The organism is Nocardia sp. NPDC004860, from assembly GCF_040609015.1.
Classification (GTDB): Bacteria; Actinomycetota; Actinomycetes; order Mycobacteriales; family Mycobacteriaceae; genus Nocardia.
The window spans coordinates 167,855-187,168 of the sequence record NZ_JBEXJI010000007.1; the positions used below are offsets into that span (position 1 = coordinate 167,855).

A 19,314-nucleotide genomic window follows, 5' to 3' on the forward strand; every position below is an offset into this window, starting at 1 on the left:
CCTACTGCTTGTAGGTCGCCAGGAAACGTCCGATGCGCTCGATGATGGCCTCGAGCTCATCGGCATGCGGCAGCGTCACGATCCGGAAGTGGTCGGGGCGCGGCCAATTGAAGCCGGTGCCCTGCACGATGTGGATCTTCTCGCGCAGCAGCAGATCCAGCACGAACTGCTCGTCGTCGTGGATCCGGTACATGTCGAGGTCGATGCGCGGGAAGGCGTACAGCGCGCCCCGGGGCTTCACGCACGAGATGCCCGGGATGGCGTTGAGCGCCTCCCACGCGCGGTCGCGCTGCTCGCACAGGCGGCCGCCGGGCAGGGTGAGGTCGTAGATGCTCTGGTGTCCGCCGAGCGCGGCCTGAATCGCCTGCTGCGCAGGAACATTCGCGCACAGCCGGAGACCCGCCAGCATGGTCAGGCCCTCGAGGTAGTTCTCGGCGTGCTCGATCGGGCCCGATACCACCAGCCAGCCACCGCGGAAGCCTGCGGCGCGGTAGGACTTGGAGAGCCCGGAGAAGGTGAGGCACAACAGATCCGGGGCCAGCGCGGCGGTCGCGGTGTGGGTCAGGCCGTCGTAGAGGATCTTGTCGTAGATCTCGTCGGAGAACACCACCAGGTTGTGGCGGCGCGCGATCTCCAGCATCTGGCGCACCACCTCGGGCGAATACACCGCGCCCGTGGGGTTGTTCGGGTTGATGATGACCAGCGCCCGGGTGCGGTCGGTGATCTTGGACTCGATATCGGCCAGATCCGGCATCCAGTCCGAGCCCTCGTCACAGATGTAGTGCACGGGCCGGCCGCCGTTGAGCGCGGTGGCGGCGGTCCAGAGCGGGAAATCCGGTGCGGGAACCAGGACTTCGTCGCCGTTCTCCAGCAGCGCGGTCATGGCCATCATGATGAGCTCTGAGACGCCGTTGCCCAGGAAGACCTGTTCGACGTCGACCTCGGAGAGTCCGAGGGTCTGGTAGTACTGCACCACCGCGCGCCGCGCCGAGAGCAGACCCTTGGAGGTGGAGTAGCCGCTGGACTGCGGCAGATTGCGGACCATGTCCTGAAGCAGTTCGGCGGGCGCCTCGAAGCCGAAGGTCAGCGGGTTGCCGGTGTTGAGCTTCACGACGTGATGCCCTTCCGCCTCCAGCCGTGCGGCGTGCTCGGCGACCGGCCCGCGGATCTCGTAGGACACGCCCGCCAGCTTGCTCGACTGCTTCACCTGCATCAAACGACCCCTTCTCGGTGTGGTTGCCGCACACTCTACTTGGAAATTCCAAGTTTGCACTTGGTATTTCCAAGCTGTTGGTTAGAGTGGGATCGTGACACGCCGAAGCTACGACCACTACTGCACCGTCAGCCGCGCCCTCGACATCGTCGGCGACCGGTGGAACCTGCTGGTGGTCCGCGAATTGTGTTCGGGCCCGCGCCGATACAGCGATCTGTTCGCCGACCTGCCCGGCATCAGCACCGATGTGCTGGCCGCCCGGCTCAAGGACCTCGAGCGTGACGGGATTCTCACCAAGCGCCGCGTCGGCCCCCGCGCCGGAACCGCGGTCTACGAACTCACCGACTCCGGCGCGGCACTGCGGCCGGTGCTGGACTCGCTGTCGGCCTGGGGCGCGGCACAACTCGGCGAACAGCGCGCGACCGACGCCGTACGAGCGCACTGGTTCGCACTCCCCCTCGGACATGCCGTGGCCGAGCTGGTGCCCGCCGGCACTGTCACGGTCCGCATCGGCGACACCGCCTTCCACTACGTGATCACCGAATCCGGCCTCACCCATCACGACGGCCCGGCCGCCGCACCGGACCTGGAGATCCGGCTGGAGCTGGCCGCGGCGAGCGAGATCGCCACCGGCGCCCGCTCGCTCGCCGCGACCCTCGACCAGGCGACCGGAACCGGGCAACCGGTCGCCTGAACCGCGGCACCCCTCGTCGACGCGGTGGCGGCAGGTGGTCGGCGGCCATCGGTAGCATCGGCTGGGTTGTGCCCGCATCGATCGAGGAGGAATACGTGACCAGCGAGAGCGCCACCGGCACGATCACGATCGTCGGCTCGGGGAGTGCCAGTGCCACGCCGGACATCATGCGGGTGGCGATCGCTGTCGAGACGCGCGCCGACACCGTGGCCGCCGCCTACGCGCGGGCCGGGGAACACGCCGACGCGGTGATCTCGTCGCTGCGCGCGGACGGCGTGGCGGGTCGCGACATCACGACCAGCGGGCTCACGGTGCGCGCGGAAACCGTATGGACCGAAGGGAATCGGGAGAAGCTGGTCGGCTATATCGCCGGCACCGCGCTGACGGTCACGCTGCGCGAGATCGCCGGACCCGGCGGGGAGGCGAAACCCGCCACCGACGGCGGGCCCGCCGCGATCATCGCGCACGCGGTCGACGCGGGCGGCGACGATGTGCGCCTGGGCGGGCTGACGCTGACCGTCACCGACGAGGAGAGCCTGATGGTCCGCGCCCGCGACGCCGCCTGGGACCACGCACTGGGCAAGGCCGAACAGTACGTGTTCCGGGCGGGCCGCCGGCTGGGACCGGTGCTCGAGATCACCGAGGACGTCTCCGGTCCCGCGCCCACGCCGCGAATCGCGTTCGCCGCCAGCAAGATGGCCGCTCCGGGTGGCGCGGTGCCGGTCGAGCTCGGCGAGAGCGAACTGTCCACCAGCGTCCGGATCACCTGGCAGCTGGCCTGAGTCTCAGAGCTCGACCTGCGCCAGCAGGGAACCGGCGCGCACGGCGGTGAGCTGAATGCGAAACCGGCTGGCGTCCGCCCGGTTTCGATGAGGGAACGGGTCCTCGACGACCATTCCGCGCAGATCGTGCAGCAGCCGCGTACCCTGCGCGATGGTGAGACGCCCGGTGTCCACCAGGTGCCGCACATTGCGGCCGCCGTCCGGATCACCGGTCCCGGCGGCATACGCCGCCACCTGCTGCAACGCCGAACGCAGCCGCTTCTCGCACGCCGGGAACCGGCCCCGCTCATAGTGTTTCACCGCGTGCCGCAGGTGATCCAGCGCCGTCTGCTGACCGCGCACCTCGAGCTCGGTCTCCAGCAACGCCACCTGCGCGGCCAGCCGCACCGGCAGCCGCGCCGTGGGTTTCAGGCGACATCGCACGCTCGCCTCCGGCCCCGTACCGATCACCCGGTCGATCTTCATCCGGTAGCCGTCCTCGAGCAGCGCCGTGCGCAGCGCCGGCATCCACCCCGGAAGGCTCTTGCGCGCCAGGGACTCTCCCTGCAGGAACCGCGCCACCGTCACCTCGACCAGATCCAGCAGCGCCCGATCCGCCTCAGCGTTCCCGCCCAGCGCCGCCAGCCGCGCCCCGTACACCGGCGTCACCAACCGCCCCCAGTAGCTGTCGGCGTTCACCCACAACTCGACGCCGTACTCCGGCCGCTTGAGATCCACCCCCAGCAGCAATGCCTCGAGCGAGTGGAACCGCGACTGATCCCCATAGATCAGCTCCACCACCGACGCCACAGTCGGATCCGACAACGTAGTCATGGGCAACATCTTGGCGCACCCCCAAACCGCCCGCGCCCCAACCCATCCCCCGCGACCCCGGCCCGCCGACACCGAGATCGGGAAGCTGTCGGTGCGGAGCGTCGGGCGACATTCCGCAGGGACAGCTCCCCGATCTCGAAGGACCTGGTCAGCGTTCCAGGACCGCGATGCACTCGACGTGGTGGGTGCCGGGGAAAGCGTCGAAGACGCGCAGATCCACCGGCTGGTAGCCGACGGCGCGGTAGAGACCGATATCCCGGGCGAAAGCGGCGGGGTCGCAACCGATGTGGATGATGCGCCGCGGCGAACGCTCACCCAGCGCATTGATCACGTCCTTGCCCGCGCCCGCGCGCGGCGGGTCGAGCACGACGACATCCGGTGCGGGATCACGCTGTTCGTGAATCCACCGCTCGACGCGCTCGGCGGTCAGGTCCACCCACGGCAGATCCCGCAGCGCGGCACGCCCCTCGGCGACCGCGGTGCGGGCGAACTCGACACCGTGCACCATCCCGGTCACCCCGACCTGTTCCGCCAGCCGCGCGGCGAACACGCCGACGCCGCAGTACAGGTCCCAGACCAGCGCCCCGGGCGCGCAGTCCGCCCACTCCGCCACCACATCCGAATAGCACTGCGCCGCACCGTAATGCGGCTGCCAGAACCCGGTTGCCGACAGCTCCCACCGCCGCTCGCCCACGTACTGCACCGCCCGGCCGCTGCCATCCACCACGCGCTCGGTCCGCGCACTGTGCGCCGCCGCCCGCCGCGCGGCGGTACTGCGCCGATCACCTCCGCCACGCCGACCGGAATCCCCTGCCCCACCGCCTCTTTCACGACGCCCGCGCGCACCGCCCGCCGCCGCCCCGGCCGGAGCCAGTTCGACGACGTGCCGCACCCCGTCCCCGTCCACGACCACAACGAGATCCGCCCCGGGCGTCCACACCCGCTCGCCGATCCCCGTCATGGCCCCCGCCACCGGCTGCGGGCACCGCAGATCCGCGATCACCTCGGTGCTCCGATACCGGTGCACCCCGGCCCGCCCCTCCGCGTCCACCACCAGGCGCACCCGGCTCCGCCATCCGGCGGTGTACGACCCCACCGAAGGCTCGCCGCCCTGCGGCGTTTCCCCGGCACCGGGGCGGGCGATGAGCGCACGCGCCGAGGGCGTCGACACCCCGCCGATTCGACCCGGCGGGACGTTCGCGCCCGGGGTCGGGCGCGGGGCCGGCGCGGCGGGCTCGCCGCGACCGCCGAGCAGGGTCGAGCCGAGGTCGGTCGTCACGCTGCCGAGCCGCCCGGGATGGCCGGGCTCCGGGATCGGTGCACCGGGCGACGTTCCTGGTGCCACACCGATCGCCAATCCGGGCGGTGCCGGGATCGGTTCGACGGCGAAGTCCGGTTCCCAGTCGGCGAGGCGGCGCAGCTGCTCGGCGACGACCTGGCGTTTGAGTTCGCGCTGGGCCGCGGGGGTGGCGAAGGTGAAGTCGCAGCAGCCCGCACCGCCGGGACCGGAGACCGGACAGGTGGCGGGGACGCGGTCGGGCGAGGCGTCGAGGATCTCGATGGCGTCGGCGCGGCAGAAGGAGCCGCCGCGGTCCTCGGTGACGAGAGCGCGGACCAGTTCACCGGGCAGGCCGTGGCGCACGAACAGCACGCGGCCCTCGTGGCGGGCCACACAGAAGCCGCCGTGGCCGGGCGGGCCCAGACGGACCTCGAAGACCTCTCCGTACCAATCCGATCCGGCGCTCATGCCTCGTCTCCGAATCCGCGACGCACCGAACCGGGGGCATTGACCACCCGGCCGGGACGGGCCCGGCCCGCCGAGGACGACAGCTGCCAGGGCACGCTCGTCACCATGACGCCGGGCTCGAACAGCAGCCGGCCCTTCAGCCGCAGCGCGCTCTGGTTGTGCAGCAACTGCTCCCACCAGTGGCCGACCACGTATTCGGGAATGAACACGGTCACCACGTCGCGCGGGGAGTCCTTGCGGACCCGCTTCACGTAATCCACCACCGGCTTGGTGATCTCACGATACGGAGACTCGATCACCTTGAGCGGCACCACGATATCGCTGCGCTCCCACTCCCGCACCAGCGCCCGGGTGTCGGGCTCGTCGACGTTCACCGTGATGGCCTCGAGCGTGTCGGGCCGGGTGGCGCGGGCGTAGGCCAGGGCGCGCTTGGTGGGCAGGTGCAGCTTGGACACCAGCACGATGGAGTGCGTGCGGCTGGGCAGCACGCCGTCCCATTCGGACTCGTCCAGCTCCCGCGACACCGTGTCGTAGTGGCGGCGAATGAGTTTCATCAGCCCGAAGATGGCCGCCATGGTGACGATGGCGATCCACGCCCCCGCCAGGAACTTGGTGACCAGCACGATCAGCAGCACGGTCGCGGTCATGGTGAGACCGATCGCGTTGATCACCCGCGACCGCTTCATCCGCGCCCGCACCGCCGGATCGGTCTCGGTGCGCAGCAGTCGCGTCCAGTGCCGCAGCATGCCGGTCTGACTCAGCACGAACGACACGAACACGCCCACGATGTAGAGCTGGATCAGGCGCGTCACCTCGGCGCCGAACAACACCACGAAGGCGATGGCCGCGCCCGCCAGGAACAGGATGCCGTTGCTGAACGCCAGCCGATCACCACGAGTGTGCAGCTGCCGCGGCAGGAAACGGTCCTGCGCCAGAATCGAACCCAGCACCGGGAAGCCATTGAAGGCGGTATTGGCCGCCAGCACCAGGATCAGCGCGGTGACGATGGTGATGAAGTAGAAGCCGGCCGGGAATCCCGAGAACACCGCGCCCGCGAGCTGCGCCACCAGCGTCTTCTGCTCGTATCCGGCGGGTGCGCCGATCAGGTCGTCGGTGTTGTGCGCGTACACGATGCCGACCTTCTGAGTGAGCACGATCATGCCCATGAAAAGCGTCACCGCGATGCAGCCGAGCAGCAGCAGGGTGGTCGCGGCATTGCGGGACTTGGGTTTGCGGAACGCGGGCACGCCATTGCTGATCGCCTCGACACCGGTCAGCGCCGCACAACCGGAGGAGAACGCGCGTGCGATGAGGAACACGAACGCCAGCCCGAACAAATGCTCGTCCTCGGCCTTCAGACCGAAACCGTACGATTCGGCGTGCACGGTCTGCCCCAGTCCGAGCCGGGTGAAACCCCAGATGAGCATGATGAACATGCCGATCATGAAGGCGTAGGTGGGAATCGCGAAGGCCGTGCCGGATTCGCGCACGCCGCGCAGATTGATCGCGGTGAGGATCACGATCGCGGAGACCGCGAACAACACCTTGTGGGTGGCGACGAACGGCACCGCCGACCCGATATTGGAGGCCGCCGACGAAATCGACACCGCCACCGTGAGCACGTAGTCCACCAGCAGCGCGCTGCCGACGGTCAATCCGGCGGTGGGACCGATGTTCTTGGTCGCGACCTCGTAGTCGCCGCCGCCGGAAGGGTAGGCATGCACGTTCTGGCGGTAGCTGGCAACCACCACGGCCATCACCAGTGCGACCGCCAGACCGACCCACGGCGCGTAGGCGTAGGCCGACAGTCCGGACACCGACAGCACCAGGAAGATCTCCTCCGGCGCGTATGCCACCGAGGACAACGCGTCCGAGGCGAACACCGGGAGCGCGATCCGCTTGGGCAGCAGCGTATGCCCGAGAGAATCGCTGCGGAATGGGCGGCCGACCAGCATGCGCTTGGCGGCCGTCGTCAACTTCGACACTCCAGGCAGCATAAGGCAGTGCGCGAGCGACCGTGTTCGGGGCGCAACCTCACAGTCGTAGGGTGACGGGTGCGGGTTGTGAGGTTTTCCCGGTTCCGGTTTGAACGCCTTCCGGAGGGGGAAAGTGCCCGCAGTGAAACTCGAACGGTACGGTTGCGACCCGAGCAAGCAACCAGACCGCACACCACGGTTTTCGGGAATGGGGTTCGTACGGTGTACGTCGTGATCATGGGGTGTGGGCGGGTCGGCTCCTCGCTCGCCCGCGCTCTCGTCCGCATCGGCCACGAGGTCGCGGTGATCGATCAGAACTCGAGTGCCTTCCTGCGGCTGGGCCGCGACTTCCCGGGGCTGTGCATCACCGGCGTCGGCTTCGATCGAGATGTCTTGACCCGTGCCGGAATCGAGCGCGCCGGGGCCTTCGCCGCGGTGTCCTCCGGTGACAACTCCAACATCATCTCCGCCCGCGTGGCCCGCGAGACGTTCGGCGTGGAGCGCGTGGTGGCCCGCATCTACGACGCCAAGCGCGCCGCGGTGTACGAGCGCCTGGGCATACCCACCATCGCCACCGTGCCCTGGACCACCGACCGCTTCCTGCGCAGCCTGGTCGCCGACCAGTCCACCACTACCTGGCGCGACCCCACCGGCACCGTCGCGGTCACCGAACTCGTGCTCCACGAGAACTGGTACGGGCGTTCGGTCCACGCGCTCGAGGACGCCATCGGCGCGCGCGTGGCCTTCATCATCCGCTTCGGACAGGGCGTACTGCCCAATGGCAAGTCCATGCTGCAGGCCGACGACCTGGTCTATGTCGCCGCCACCTCCGGCAGCGTCGGCGAGGCCGTCGCACTGGCCGCCAATCCCCCCGCGAGCGAGGACTGATCGTGAAAGAAGCTCGAGCATGAAGGTAGCCATCGCCGGCGCCGGAGCCGTCGGCCGCTCCATCGCCCAGGAACTCCTACGCGCCGGCCACCAGGTCATGCTGCTGGAACGCCGCCTCGACCACATCGACCCGACCAACGCGCCCACCGCGGTCTGGACCCACGCCGACGCCTGCGAACTCGAAACCCTCGAGGAGGCCGGGCTGGAAACCTACGACGTGGTCATCGCCGCCACCGGTGACGACAAGGTGAACCTGGTGTTCAGCCTGCTGGCCAAGACCGAGTTCGGCGCGGGGCGCGTGGTGGCCCGCGTCAACGACCCCCGCAACGAGTGGCTGTTCGACTCGTCCTGGGGGGTGGACGTCGCCGTCTCCACCCCGCGCCTGCTCGCCTCGCTGGTCGAGGAGGCCGTCTCGGTGGGCGACCTGGTCCGGCTGATGACACTGCGCCAGGGTCAGGCCAACCTGGTCGAGATCACCCTGCCCACCGACACCCCCTTGGCGGGCAAGGCCGTTCGCACCCTCGCCCTGCCCCGCGACGCCGCGCTGGTCACCATCCTGCGCGGGGGCCGCGTCATCGTCCCGCAGGCCGACGACCCCCTGGAAGGCGAGGACGAACTGCTGTTCGTCGCCTCCGTCGAAGCCGAGGACGAGCTGCGCAAAGCGCTCGGCGTCAACAGTTTCAACAGCACGGGCGACGCCCCGGCCTGACCGCGCGCCGACCACGGATCCGGACACAACAGTGGGCCGGGCGCACCCCCTGCGCCCGGCCCACTCGCCGTTGTCCACACCGAACCGTCAGGACGCCACCCGCAGTTCGGCGCGCAGCCGGTTCAGCGCGCGATGCTGCATGACCCGCACCACGCCCGGGCTGGTGCCGATGGCCTCGGCGGTCTCCGCCGCCGTCCACCCCAGCACGATCCGCATGACCAGCACCTCACGGTGGGTCGAGGACAGCACCTGCATGAGATCGCGTGCCGCCCGTCGGGTTTCCATCGCCAGTGCCCGCTCCTCGGGTCCCGCCTCGTTCATCGGCGCGTCCGGGAACTCCGCGACCGGGTAGGCCGGGTGCTGCTGCGCCCGCCGGAACGAGTCGGCCACCTTGTTCGCCGAGATGCCGTAGACGAATGCCAGGAACGATTTGCCCTGATCCCGGTAGCGCGGGATGGCCTGCACCGTCGCCAGGCAGACCTCCTGCGCCACATCGTCCGCGGTCACCTGCAGGTGACCCGCGCCGCCCATCCGTGCCGCGCAGTAGCGGCGCACCAGCGGATACACGATCTTGAGAATCTCCGAGACCGCCTCCCGGTCACCGGCGGCGGCCGGGCCGATCAGCTTCTCCAATTCCGCTGCGGCGCGCCGGGACTCCGATGACGCCACACTTCCTGCTTTGCCTCCCCGCCCCGCCGGGTGCCGGCGCGAGGCTGCCGTCTGCACCGCGGTCCCGAGCCCCTCGCCCCGGTCCTGCGCTGCCACTGCCTTGCCGTCGGTAACCAACTCCGCGATCCTTTCTCCGATGAGCTGCTGAGAGCTTCTGAGAAAGATCGTGCTCGCCGGGAGCCCGCCGAAATAGGTACCCCAGGGGTGGGTTGGTCACCCCCTTCCGTCCCCCAATGGCGCCGAAGGTGTTGCGCCCTGGACATTTAGCGCGATAAGGACCCGATCGGGCGGTTGTCTAGCCCGCGGATTCCGGGGCTTTGGCGGACGAGGAGGGCAGATGGCCCGCCTTGCGCACCGCCCAGAAGGTCACCAGTGCCGCCACGGCGGTCAGCGGCCAGCCCATGGCGATGCGCGCCACGGCCAGCAGACCGGTGCTGTTGGCGTCGTAGAGGTAGTTCTGCACCAGGTAGCGGGCCACGAACACCACCGCCCACACCGCGGTCGCGATGTCGTAGAGCCGCATGACGCGCTTGTCCGACCGCCACTCGGTGCCGTGCCCGTTGAGCGCACCCCAGATCACGCCCGCCAACGGCCAGCGCACCACCAGCGACATCAGGAACACACCGCCGTAGACCAGGCTGGCGTAGATGCCGAACAGGAAGAAGCCCTTGGCCTCCCCCATCCGGTAGGCGATGAACGCGCACACGCCCACCCCGAGGAAGCCCGAGATGGCCGGCTGGATCGGACCGCGACGCACCAGGCGCCACACCAGGATCGCCGCGGCCACGCCCAGCGACGCCCAGATGGCGGCGGTCAGCCCGCGCAGCGAGTTCACCGGCACGAACACCAGCACCGGCAGCGAGGAGTAGATCAGGCCGCTGAGGCCGCCCATCTGCTCGAGCAGCGTCTGTTCGGGTTCCTGCTCGCCCTCGTCGTCGGCGGCGTCCCGGGCGGCGCGCTCGGCGTCGACCAGCGCCTGCATGTCCTCGTCCAGCAGCGCGTGGTCCATGCGCAGTGGCGGTTCGTCGCCCGAGACGGCATTGAGCTGGACCGTGGGCGGATCGAACGGGGCTGGCGCGCCGAAGGACTCGGTGCGATCACGGCCCTGGTCGCCGTTGCTGGTGGGGTTAGGCATGAGTGTCAGGAGTTCCCGCGGAGTTCGTAGTAGGGGTTGTAGATGACCTTGCCGCCGTCGCGTTCGCCGACCCGGCCGCGGACCAGGATACGACGGCCCGGCTCGATTCCCGGGATGCGACGCCGCCCGATGAAAACCAGCGCCACACTGTCGGTGCCGTCGAAGAACTCGGCTTCCACCTCAGCGCCCGCCGATTTGGGACAGGCCTCGACACTGCGGAGCCGGCCCAGCATGGTGACTTCCTCACCGCGCCGGCACTCCGATGCCCGGCACGCGCCCGACGCCTCCGACGTCTCGGCGAGCTCCTCGGCATCCAAACGATCCAGGTCCTCTGTCAGGCGCCGGCCGAGCCGCCGGAAATAGCCCGACGGGGTGTCCTTCCCACCCGCGGATGGCATCTCGCACGCTCTCCTGTAGAGCTCGACGGCGTGGGTCTCACGTCGTTCGTTCCTTCCACGGCGCCCGGCGGTTTGCCATCCGGCCGCCTGTGGCCGTACCTCCGCCACTGTAGATGGGACGGCCTGCACCCGCCACGCACGCCGGTCACCAGTACTCTCGATCGGTGCCCGATCTACCACGTCCGGCGGTCGCCGTCGCCCTGCCCGGAACCGGCTCCGACGCCCATTTCGCCCGCCGCGCCTTCGGATCCGCTTGCGCCGCACTGGATCTGCCGTTCCTGGCGGTCGACCCGGACCCGCGCGGGGTGATCGACAGCTACCGCAGCGCCCTGGACGCCGCCGCGCGCTCGGGCCCGGTGCTGATCGCGGGCATCTCGCTGGGTGCGGCCGTCGCCGTCGACTGGGCCGCGCACCACCCGGACTCGGTGTACGGCGTGGTCGCCGCCCTGCCCGCCTGGACCGGCGCCGACACCACCGGCTGCCCCGCCGCCCTGAGCGCCGCCGCCACCGCCGCCCAGCTGCGCGCCGACGGCCTCGACGCCGTCCTGACCCGCATGCGCGAATCCAGCCCCGCCTGGCTGGCCGAGGCCCTCACCCGCTCCTGGACCTCCCAGTGGCCCGAGCTGCCCGCCGCCCTGGAAGAGGCCGCGGCCTACCGCTGGCCCGAACCCGAGGTCCTGGCCGCCGTCACCGCCCCCGTCGAGGTCATCGGCGCGATCGACGACCCCGTCCACCCGTTCGTCGTGGCCGAACGCTGGGCCACGCTGCTCCCGCACGCCACGCTGCACTCGATCACCCTGGACGAACTGGGCGCGGACCCGTCGGTCCTCGGCGCGCGGGGTATCAACGCCCTGCTGCCCCGCCGCATCCCGACCCCCTGACCGGAATCCGTCCCCGCCACGACGTCCGTCCGTGACTCGCGGCGGGTCGCGCTCACCACAGTCCGGTGACCGCGCTGCGCACCTTCATCGCGCCGAGAGCGAAACGGGGCTCCGCCACTGTGGCGGAGCCCCGTTTCGCTTGTCGTGCAGCCGAATCCGGGCAGACCGGTCCGGACCGTCCGGTCAGTTCAGGCCGAGCTGCTGCATGGCCGAGCCCTCCGCGCCACGCCGCGGTTCGGTAGGCGCCTGCTCGGGCTGGAAGGCCGGGCCGCCCTGCATGGCGGCCATCTGGGCCTGCATGGCCTGCTGCTGGGCGGCCAGCTGCTGCTGGTGGGCGGCGGCGAGCTGGTCGGCCAGCTCCTGGGGTAGGACCACCGGCAGCGGTTCACGCACCGGCAGCGGCTCGTCCCCGCGGCGCACCACGGTCTCGCTCATGACCGCGCGAGCCGCGGCCACCAGTGGGGTGTTCTCGTCGGCCGCACCGGTCGGACCGGCCGCGACCAGGCGCACCATCCAGCGGTAGCCGTCCACGCCGATGAAGCGCAGATCCGCGCCCTGGGTCACGGCGTGCAGCTCACGACCCCACGGGCCCTGCACCACCGACACCTGCGCGCCGTCCTTGCGCAACGTCTCGGCCAGATCGGCTGCCACCGAACGCCATTGGCCCGAGGTCTTGGGAGCGGCGTAGGCCGCCACCGTGATCCGGCCGTGCTGGGTGGCCAGGTGCACCGCCTGCGGCGCGCCTTCGGGGGTCATCTCGACCTGCAGCTGCCCGCCCGGCGGCACCGGCACGATGACCGAGCCCAGATCCAGGCGCTGCTCGGCGATCGACTCGAGCCGGTCGGCGACGTCCTCGTAGTCGTAGGGACCGGTCTCCGGGCCGCGGGCGGCGGGCTCGTCGAACTCCTCGAATTCGTCTGCCGCGTAGCCGGTCTCGTCGTCCGCGTCCGCGTACTCGTCGTACTCGGTGTACTCGTCGTCGTACTGCGACGCGTCGTCTCTGTCGCCGCCCTTGTTCTTCTTGCGTCTGAACACCATCGTCATGCCTCCTTGCCGGTCGCCTGACCCGCCCCACCGGACTGCGCGGACAGGCTGGCGTGCCCACCGCTGGATCCGTATCCTCCTGCGCCGCGCGTGGTGTCGTCGAGCGCCTCGACCTCGACGAAGTCCACCAATTCGACCTTCTGCACCAGCAACTGCGCGATGCGGTCACCCCGCCGGAGCTCGATGGCCGTACGCGGATCGTGATTGATCAGGCACACCTTGATCTCACCGCGGTAGCCCGCATCGACCGTGCCGGGGGTATTGACAACCGACAGTCCCGCCTTCGCCGCCAGGCCCGACCGCGGGTGGATCAGCCCGACCGTGCCGATCGGGAGCGCCACCGCGATGCCGGTGCCGACGAGCACCCGCTCCCCCGGTTCGATGATGACGTCCTCGGTGGTGCACAGGTCCACGCCGGCGTCGCCCTCGTGGGCACGCGTCGGTACGGGGATGCCGGGATCGAGCCGCAGCAGGGGAATAGGTGGAATACCGGTCACGTAGGCCGAGCCTACGCGTTCCGCCTCTCGGTCATTGACCTAGTCTGAGGTCGTGTCCGACCAGCCCCCTCAGGTGACCATGGATCCCAAACAGCAGACCGAGCCCCTCTACACCGAGCGCCTCTGGGTGCCGCTGTGGTGGTGGCCCGTCGCGCTCGTCGTGACGGGGCTGCTGGCAGCCGAAATCCACATGGGCGCACCGGGAGTGCGGGCGTGGCTGCCGTACGTGCTGCTGTTCCCGGTGCCCGTGTGGGTGCTGCTGTGGTTCTCCCGCCATCGCGTGGAAGTGGCCCTCGACGATGCCGGTGTCCCGGAACTGCGCACCGATCGCGCGCACCTGCCCGCGACCTTCGTCAAGCGCGCCGCACCGGTGCCGACCAGTGCGAAAAGCGCGGCGCTGGGCCGACAGCTCGACCCCGCCGCGTTCGTCCAGCATCGGGCCTGGATCGGGCCCATGGTGTTGCTCGTGCTCGATGATCCGGATGATCCGACGCCGTACTGGCTGGTCAGTACGCGTCGTCCGGAACGCATCATCACCGCACTCGGCCTCGAGAACGCGGCCGAGCAGTCCTGATTCATCGAGATTCCGCGCCCCGCTGCGAAGCGGTCTTTCCGCCCTGCTTCGCACAGGGGATTTTCCGCAGCCCCGTCCGGTCCGCGCTCGGCGGACCGAGCGCGGGCTGACGGATTGCGCTCCGGGACCGTGCCTTACGCGGCGCAGTCCATGCAGATCATCTGACCGCCGGACTCGGTGGCCAGTCGGCTGCGGTGGTGCACCAGGAAGCAGCTCGAACATGTGAATTCGTCCGCCTGCTTCGGGATGACCCGGACCGAGAGCACTTCCTCGGAAAGGTCCGCGCCGGGAAGCTCGAACGATTCCGCGGTATCGGATTCGTCGATATCCACGACGGCGGACGCGGCTTCGTTGCGGCGAGCCTTCAGCTCCTCCAGCGAGTCCTCCGATACGTCGTCGGATTCATTGCGCCGCGGTGCGTCATAGTCGGTTGCCATGTCGTCTTCCCCTCGTCCTTACTCCGTATATCCCGGACCGGCACCCTCCTGCCCGGCTCCTGGCAGGAGCCGGATCGGGTAGGGATGCCGCCCCGCCCGTGGTGTACGTCACGCGTACACCGGTCACAGATCCGAGCCGGATACTCCTCATCCGCACCGGATCGCGCTCGGTCAACGCAGGACATGCCCTTGTTGTTCCCGAAATCGAACCCCAGTTTCACCCGGGTTGTACGATCTGGGCCGCCAGACAATAGCGGACCCCGGGACAAAAGTCGCAATCAAAACCCCTGCGAGTTGAAACTGAGGGGTAATCGTCACCGACAAGGGAACTCTTCGAGATCTTCCTGGCGGCGTCCGAGACCTCCCCGCCACACCCAGCGGCCGACTTGCCGTGGCCGTTCACACGACAATCGCGACGTTTTCGTAGAGTGTGGGCGTGGTTTCACTGATCACCCAAGGTAACTCGACCGATCCGGACGGACGGTCCTTCATTCGGCGGCGCTGGGAGCCCTGGGCGGCCATGGTGGGCGTCATCGCTCTCATCTGCGTCGGCGTGTGGTTCAAGGCGCTGACCACGAGCGAGGGTGACCAGGGTGCGATGGCCTGCAACTCCCCCAGCCCCGCCTCGAGCACGACCGCGGCCCAGCCCGCCCCCCTCGGCGAGCGGGTGGGGGCCTCACGATTGCGGGATGTGGAGCCCGCGGCCCTCGCCCAGTCGAAGGTGCGCGTGTTCAATGCAAACGGCCAGCGCGGCCAGGCCGCGCACGTGGCCTCCGAGCTGGGTGACCGCGGTTTCGCCAGTGCACCGGACGTGCAGATAGGTAACGATCCGGTGTACGTGAACGGCGACCTCGAATGTACCGGGCAGATCCGTTTCGGCGTGAAGGGCCGGCCCGCGGCGGCGTCGGTGCAGCTGGTGGTGCCGTGCGCCGAGCTCATCGAGGATCAGCGCCAGGACGACACCGTGGACATGGTGCTGGGCTCGCTGTTCCGCGATATCCGGCCCGACACCGATGCCGAGGAGGTGCTGAAGTCGCTGAAGAACCCGACGCCCGGCACCGCGCCGGCCATCGACCCCAAGCTGCTGGAGGCCGCGCGGCACGCGAAGTGCTGAGAATCTCTTTCGCGGGGTGTGTGCTCTGACCGGCAGACCCGGCGCGTAACTCCAACCGGCGCAACCAAATATATGAACCGGATAACACGAATCGCCGCGATCCTTCGATCGCGGCGATTCGTTTTGCCCGGTCCGGACCGGCGGTCAGGGGTGCCCGGTAGTCGTCCAGCCCTCTGTCACGGCACCGGGATAGGGGTGGTGACATCCAGACGCCTGAACAGACCGAACAGTTCATCACCGATGCCGGGGGCGGCGGCGGACACCAAATCGCCTGCGGTGCCCGGCGAGTCGGGTGCGGGCGGCAGGATCAGGCGTGCGCCCGCCTCGGTGGCGATGAGCGCGCCCGCGGCCCAGTCCCACAGGTTCAGGCCGTGCTCGTAATAGGCGTCGGTGCGGCCCTCGGCCACGGCGCACAGGTCCAGCGCCGCCGAGCCGAAGCGGCGGATGTCGCGAATGTGCGGCAGCACCTGCGCCACCAGCTCACCCTGACGGATCCGGCGCTCGGTGGCGTAGGCGAAGCCGGTGGCCACGAGCGCCATGGACACCGCGTCGACCTGGTTGGCGCGCAAGGCAATCGGCGCGCCTCCCGGGGCGGTGCCGTCCACGCTGGAGTCGGCGCGGTGCGCACCCAGGCCGAGCCCGGCGCTGTAGGTGACCGCGTGCGCGACATCGGCGACCGCGCCCGCGACCGGTCGGCCGCCGCGCACCGCGCCCACCGACACCGAATAGGACGGGATGCCGTAGACGAAGTTGACGGTGCCGTCGATGGGATCGACGACCCAGTGCACCAGATCCGGGTCGTCGGCCAGGGTGCCGCCGTCCTCTTCGCCGACCACGCGGTCGCCGGGGCGCAGTTCGGCGACCAGTTTGCGGACCAGCTGCTCGGTCTCGGTGTCGACGATGGTGACGGGGTCGGTGGGGGTGCTCTTGGACTGCACGGCGTCCTGCTCGTGCGCCCCCGGTCCGAAGACCTGCGGTCGGCGCGCGCGGACGTGCGCGGCGGCGGTCTCGGCCAGATACACCGCGACGCGGCGCAGTTCGGCGATATCGGACGTGTCGGTGGTCGTGGCGGCGGCGGGGACGGGGACGGGGACGGGGACGGGGACGGGGACGGTGGAAGTGAAATTCGATTCCGGCACGAGCACCATCGCAGCACAGATCCGGCATCCGGCGCATTAGGCTTGTCGTGCACGACACAAGGTGGAGGTCGATCGAGCGGTCATCGGCCGGTGGCTTCGACTCGCCGGCATCCCAGGAAAACGAGGAGTGGTCCATGTCCGATCCCGGACGCGCGTTCGGCATCGATATCGGCGGCAGCGGTGTGAAGGGCGCCGAGGTCGATCTCGCGACCGGCGAGCTGGTCTATGAGCGCATCAAGATCGCGACGCCGCATCCGGCCACTCCGAACGCGGTCGCCGAGGCGGTCGCCAAGCTCGTCGCCCAGTCCGGTTGGGAGGGCCCGGTCGGCATCACCATGCCGAGCGTGGTGCTGCACGGGCAGATCCGCACGGCCGCCAATATCGACCCGACCTGGATCGGCATCGACGCCCGGCACCTGTTCTCGGTGGCGCTCGGCGGTCGCGAGGTGACCGTCCTCAACGACGCCGACGCGGCGGGCATGGCCGAGGACCGGTACGGCGCGGCAAAGGATCTCGACGGGCTGGTAGTGCTGCTCACCTTCGGCACCGGTATCGGATCGGCCGTGCTGTACAACGGCGTGCTCGTGCCCAACAGCGAGCTCGGGCACATGGAGGTCGACGGCCGCGAGGCCGAGCACCGGGCCGCGGCCTCGGTCAAGGACCGGGTCGGCATGTCCTACCCGGAGTGGGCGCGGGAGGTCAGCAAGGTGCTGGTCACCTTGGAAAACCTGTTCTGGCCGAACGTGTTCGTCGCGGGCGGCGGCATCAGCCGCGACTACCAGGAGTGGATTCCGTTGCTCACCAACAGAACCCCCGTGGTACCTGCCGCGCTGCGCAACACCGCGGGCATCGTCGGAGCAGCCATGGCGGTGTCAGCCGGGATCGCACCGTAAGTAAGCTGGTTCGATCGTTACAATGGAACACATGCCCGGCGGTAGGCCGGAAACCGACACCGGCACGAGAGCCGGTTTACCCCCCGACAGAACCGCTCCGCCGGATCACCACTCTGGCGTGACGCCGCACGAGACCGTCACGAAAGGGCGTACGTGGTAGCCACGAATACCCGAGAGACCGCCGAATCGGCCGAGGCCGCCGACTCAGCAGACACCACCGCAGCACGGCCGGTCAAGAAGGCTGCCGCGAAGAAGGCCCCGGCCAAGAAGGTCGCGGCGAAGAAGACCGCGGCCAAGAAGACCGCGGCGAAGAAGGCGACCAAGGCCACCGCCAAGAAGACGGCGGCGAAGAAGGCCTCGCCGAAGAAGGCCGCGGAGCCCGGCGCCGAAGGCGCTGAGGGCGACGAGGTCATCGACGACGATTCGCTGGAGCTCGACGACCTGGGTGACATCGAGATCGACGAGGACGACCTCGACGAGGACGACCTGGTCGACGAGGTCGAAGAGGACGAGGAAGGGGAGGCCGGCCCGGCCGCTCCCGCCCCCGAGGGTGAGGAGGCCGAAGAGGCCGACGAGCCGTCGGAGAAGGACAAGGCCTCCGGTGACTTCGTCTGGGACGAAGAGGAATCCGAGGCGCTGCGCCAGGCCCGCAAGGACGCCGAGCTCACCGCCTCCGCCGACTCGGTCCGCGCCTACCTCAAGCAGATCGGTAAGGTCGCGCTGCTCAACGCCGAGGAGGAGGTCGAACTCGCCAAGCGCATCGAGGCCGGCCTCTACGCCACGGAGAAGATGCGCGAGTTCGCCGAGAAGGGCGAGAAGCTGCCGGTGCAGTCGCGCCGCGACTTCCAGTGGATCATGCGCGACGGCAACCGCGCCAAGAACCACCTGCTGGAAGCCAACCTGCGACTGGTCGTGTCGCTCGCCAAGCGCTACACCGGCCGCGGCATGGCGTTCCTGGACCTGATCCAGGAGGGCAACCTCGGTCTCATCCGCGCGGTCGAGAAGTTCGACTACACCAAGGGTTACAAGTTCTCGACCTACGCGACGTGGTGGATCCGCCAGGCCATCACCCGAGCCATGGCCGACCAGGCCCGCACCATCCGCATCCCCGTGCACATGGTCGAGGTCATCAACAAGCTCGGCCGCATCCAGCGCGAACTCCTCCAGGACCTGGGCCGCGAGCCCACCCCCGAAGAGCTCGCCAAGGAAATGGACATCACGCCCGAGAAGGTGCTGGAAATCCAGCAGTACGCGCGCGAGCCCATCTCCCTGGACCAGACCATCGGCGACGAGGGCGACTCCCAACTCGGCGACTTCATCGAAGACTCCGAAGCCGTAGTCGCCGTCGACGCGGTCTCCTTCACCCTCCTCCAGGACCAGTTGCAGTCGGTCCTCGAGACCTTGTCGGAGCGCGAAGCGGGCGTAGTCCGCCTCCGCTTCGGCCTCACGGATGGCCAGCCCCGAACCCTGGACGAAATCGGCCAGGTCTACGGCGTCACCCGCGAACGCATCCGCCAAATCGAGTCCAAGACCATGAGCAAGCTCCGCCACCCGAGCCGCTCCCAGGTCCTGCGCGACTATCTGGATTAGCGATCACCCGAGTTTGGGGGGGGGGGGGGGGGGGGGCGGGGGGGCCCAAAACATAAGAAACACCAGCACAGCCAAGAACAACACACAACACCAAAAAAAAAAAAAAAAAAAAAACAAACCC

General features: G+C 69.2%; 19 protein-coding genes and 1 pseudogene. 9 read left to right on the forward strand and 11 right to left on the reverse strand.

Annotated features, from left to right (window positions below):
* Position 1 precedes the first annotated feature (1 nt).
* Positions 2-1,213: a pyridoxal phosphate-dependent aminotransferase gene (locus ABZV44_RS16825; RefSeq protein ID WP_354836872.1), complete on the reverse strand. Its 1,212-nt coding sequence runs from the start codon at positions 1,211-1,213 to the stop codon at positions 2-4.
* A gap of 94 nt (positions 1,214-1,307) precedes the next feature.
* Here ABZV44_RS16825 and ABZV44_RS16830 point away from each other — a divergent pair, with 94 nt between their 5' ends.
* Positions 1,308-1,907 carry a helix-turn-helix domain-containing protein gene (locus tag ABZV44_RS16830; RefSeq protein ID WP_354836874.1) on the forward strand — a complete coding sequence of 200 codons (600 nt, stop codon included), beginning with the start codon at positions 1,308-1,310 and terminating at the stop codon, positions 1,905-1,907.
* A 95-nt stretch (positions 1,908-2,002) separates the two neighbouring features.
* Entirely contained in the window at positions 2,003-2,689 is a 687-nt protein-coding gene (locus ABZV44_RS16835; protein ID WP_354836876.1) for an SIMPL domain-containing protein, read from the forward strand.
* Between the two features lie 3 nt (positions 2,690-2,692).
* Here ABZV44_RS16835 and ABZV44_RS16840 read toward each other — a convergent pair whose 3' ends face one another.
* The 3 genes from ABZV44_RS16840 to ABZV44_RS16850 all read right to left on the reverse strand — a co-directional run bounded on the left by ABZV44_RS16840 (position 2,693) and on the right by ABZV44_RS16850 (position 7,234).
* Positions 2,693-3,502 carry a hypothetical protein gene (locus tag ABZV44_RS16840; RefSeq protein WP_354836878.1) on the reverse strand — a complete coding sequence of 270 codons (810 nt, stop codon included), beginning with the start codon at positions 3,500-3,502 and terminating at the stop codon, positions 2,693-2,695.
* A 148-nt stretch (positions 3,503-3,650) separates the two neighbouring features.
* A complete protein-coding gene (locus tag ABZV44_RS16845) occupies positions 3,651-5,249 on the reverse strand; it encodes a TRAM domain-containing protein (RefSeq protein WP_354836880.1) in 1,599 nt (532 codons plus the stop codon).
* Entirely contained in the window at positions 5,246-7,234 is a 1,989-nt protein-coding gene (locus ABZV44_RS16850) for an APC family permease (protein WP_354836882.1), read from the reverse strand. The genes ABZV44_RS16845 and ABZV44_RS16850 overlap by 4 nt, the downstream gene beginning before the upstream one ends.
* A 213-nt stretch (positions 7,235-7,447) precedes the next feature.
* On the opposite strand from ABZV44_RS16850, the gene ABZV44_RS16855 reads away from it, so the two are divergent.
* Positions 7,448-8,113 (forward strand): TrkA family potassium uptake protein, encoded by a 666-nt coding sequence (locus ABZV44_RS16855; RefSeq protein WP_354836884.1) that lies wholly within the window; start codon positions 7,448-7,450, stop codon positions 8,111-8,113.
* Entirely contained in the window at positions 8,040-8,822 is a 783-nt protein-coding gene (locus ABZV44_RS16860; RefSeq protein ID WP_354836886.1) for a TrkA family potassium uptake protein, read from the forward strand. The genes ABZV44_RS16855 and ABZV44_RS16860 overlap by 74 nt, the downstream gene beginning before the upstream one ends.
* An 87-nt stretch (positions 8,823-8,909) precedes the next feature.
* On the opposite strand, the gene ABZV44_RS16865 is transcribed toward ABZV44_RS16860, so the two are convergent.
* From ABZV44_RS16865 to ABZV44_RS16875, 3 genes are all read right to left on the reverse strand, one after another.
* On the reverse strand, positions 8,910-9,491 hold the full coding sequence (locus ABZV44_RS16865) for a sigma-70 family RNA polymerase sigma factor (protein WP_354836888.1): 582 nt from the start codon (positions 9,489-9,491) through the stop codon (positions 8,910-8,912).
* Between the two features lie 295 nt (positions 9,492-9,786).
* Entirely contained in the window at positions 9,787-10,383 is a 597-nt protein-coding gene (locus ABZV44_RS16870) for a DUF3159 domain-containing protein (RefSeq protein ID WP_354837080.1), read from the reverse strand.
* Between the two features lie 248 nt (positions 10,384-10,631).
* Positions 10,632-11,024 (reverse strand): OB-fold nucleic acid binding domain-containing protein, encoded by a 393-nt coding sequence (locus ABZV44_RS16875; RefSeq protein WP_354836890.1) that lies wholly within the window; start codon positions 11,022-11,024, stop codon positions 10,632-10,634.
* 164 nt (positions 11,025-11,188) lie between these two features.
* Here ABZV44_RS16875 and ABZV44_RS16880 point away from each other — a divergent pair, with 164 nt between their 5' ends.
* Complete coding sequence (locus tag ABZV44_RS16880) at positions 11,189-11,905, forward strand: alpha/beta hydrolase (protein WP_354836892.1); 717 nt, start codon at positions 11,189-11,191, stop codon at positions 11,903-11,905.
* A 183-nt stretch (positions 11,906-12,088) separates the two neighbouring features.
* Here ABZV44_RS16880 and ABZV44_RS16885 read toward each other — a convergent pair whose 3' ends face one another.
* Positions 12,089-12,943 (reverse strand): DUF3710 domain-containing protein, encoded by an 855-nt coding sequence (locus ABZV44_RS16885; protein WP_354836894.1) that lies wholly within the window; start codon positions 12,941-12,943, stop codon positions 12,089-12,091.
* A 2-nt stretch (positions 12,944-12,945) separates the two neighbouring features.
* Positions 12,946-13,446 carry a dUTP diphosphatase gene (gene dut, locus ABZV44_RS16890; RefSeq protein ID WP_354836896.1) on the reverse strand — a complete coding sequence of 167 codons (501 nt, stop codon included), beginning with the start codon at positions 13,444-13,446 and terminating at the stop codon, positions 12,946-12,948.
* Positions 13,447-13,525: 79 nt separating this feature from the next.
* Between dut and ABZV44_RS16895 the strand changes: the two genes are divergently transcribed.
* On the forward strand, positions 13,526-14,020 hold the full coding sequence (locus ABZV44_RS16895; RefSeq protein WP_354837082.1) for a DUF3093 domain-containing protein: 495 nt from the start codon (positions 13,526-13,528) through the stop codon (positions 14,018-14,020).
* Positions 14,021-14,154: 134 nt separating this feature from the next.
* Here ABZV44_RS16895 and ABZV44_RS16900 read toward each other — a convergent pair whose 3' ends face one another.
* Positions 14,155-14,457: a DUF4193 domain-containing protein gene (locus tag ABZV44_RS16900; RefSeq protein ID WP_354836898.1), complete on the reverse strand. Its 303-nt coding sequence runs from the start codon at positions 14,455-14,457 to the stop codon at positions 14,155-14,157.
* A gap of 436 nt (positions 14,458-14,893) precedes the next feature.
* On the opposite strand from ABZV44_RS16900, the gene cei reads away from it, so the two are divergent.
* Positions 14,894-15,571, forward strand: a complete 678-nt coding sequence (gene cei / locus ABZV44_RS16905; RefSeq protein WP_354836900.1) for an envelope integrity protein Cei — start codon at positions 14,894-14,896, stop codon at positions 15,569-15,571.
* 176 nt (positions 15,572-15,747) lie between these two features.
* On the opposite strand, the gene ABZV44_RS16910 is transcribed toward cei, so the two are convergent.
* The gene (locus tag ABZV44_RS16910) at positions 15,748-16,617 is read right to left on the reverse strand and encodes an inositol monophosphatase family protein (RefSeq protein ID WP_354837084.1); all 870 of its coding nucleotides are present in this window, start codon (positions 16,615-16,617) and stop codon (positions 15,748-15,750) included.
* A 227-nt stretch (positions 16,618-16,844) separates the two neighbouring features.
* Between ABZV44_RS16910 and ppgK the strand changes: the two genes are divergently transcribed.
* Positions 16,845-17,603 carry a polyphosphate--glucose phosphotransferase gene (gene ppgK, locus ABZV44_RS16915; RefSeq protein WP_354836902.1) on the forward strand — a complete coding sequence of 253 codons (759 nt, stop codon included), beginning with the start codon at positions 16,845-16,847 and terminating at the stop codon, positions 17,601-17,603.
* Between the two features lie 147 nt (positions 17,604-17,750).
* A pseudogene (locus tag ABZV44_RS16920) lies at positions 17,751-19,193 on the forward strand (RNA polymerase sigma factor); the annotation flags it as partial.
* Positions 19,194-19,314: the final 121 nt, after the last annotated feature.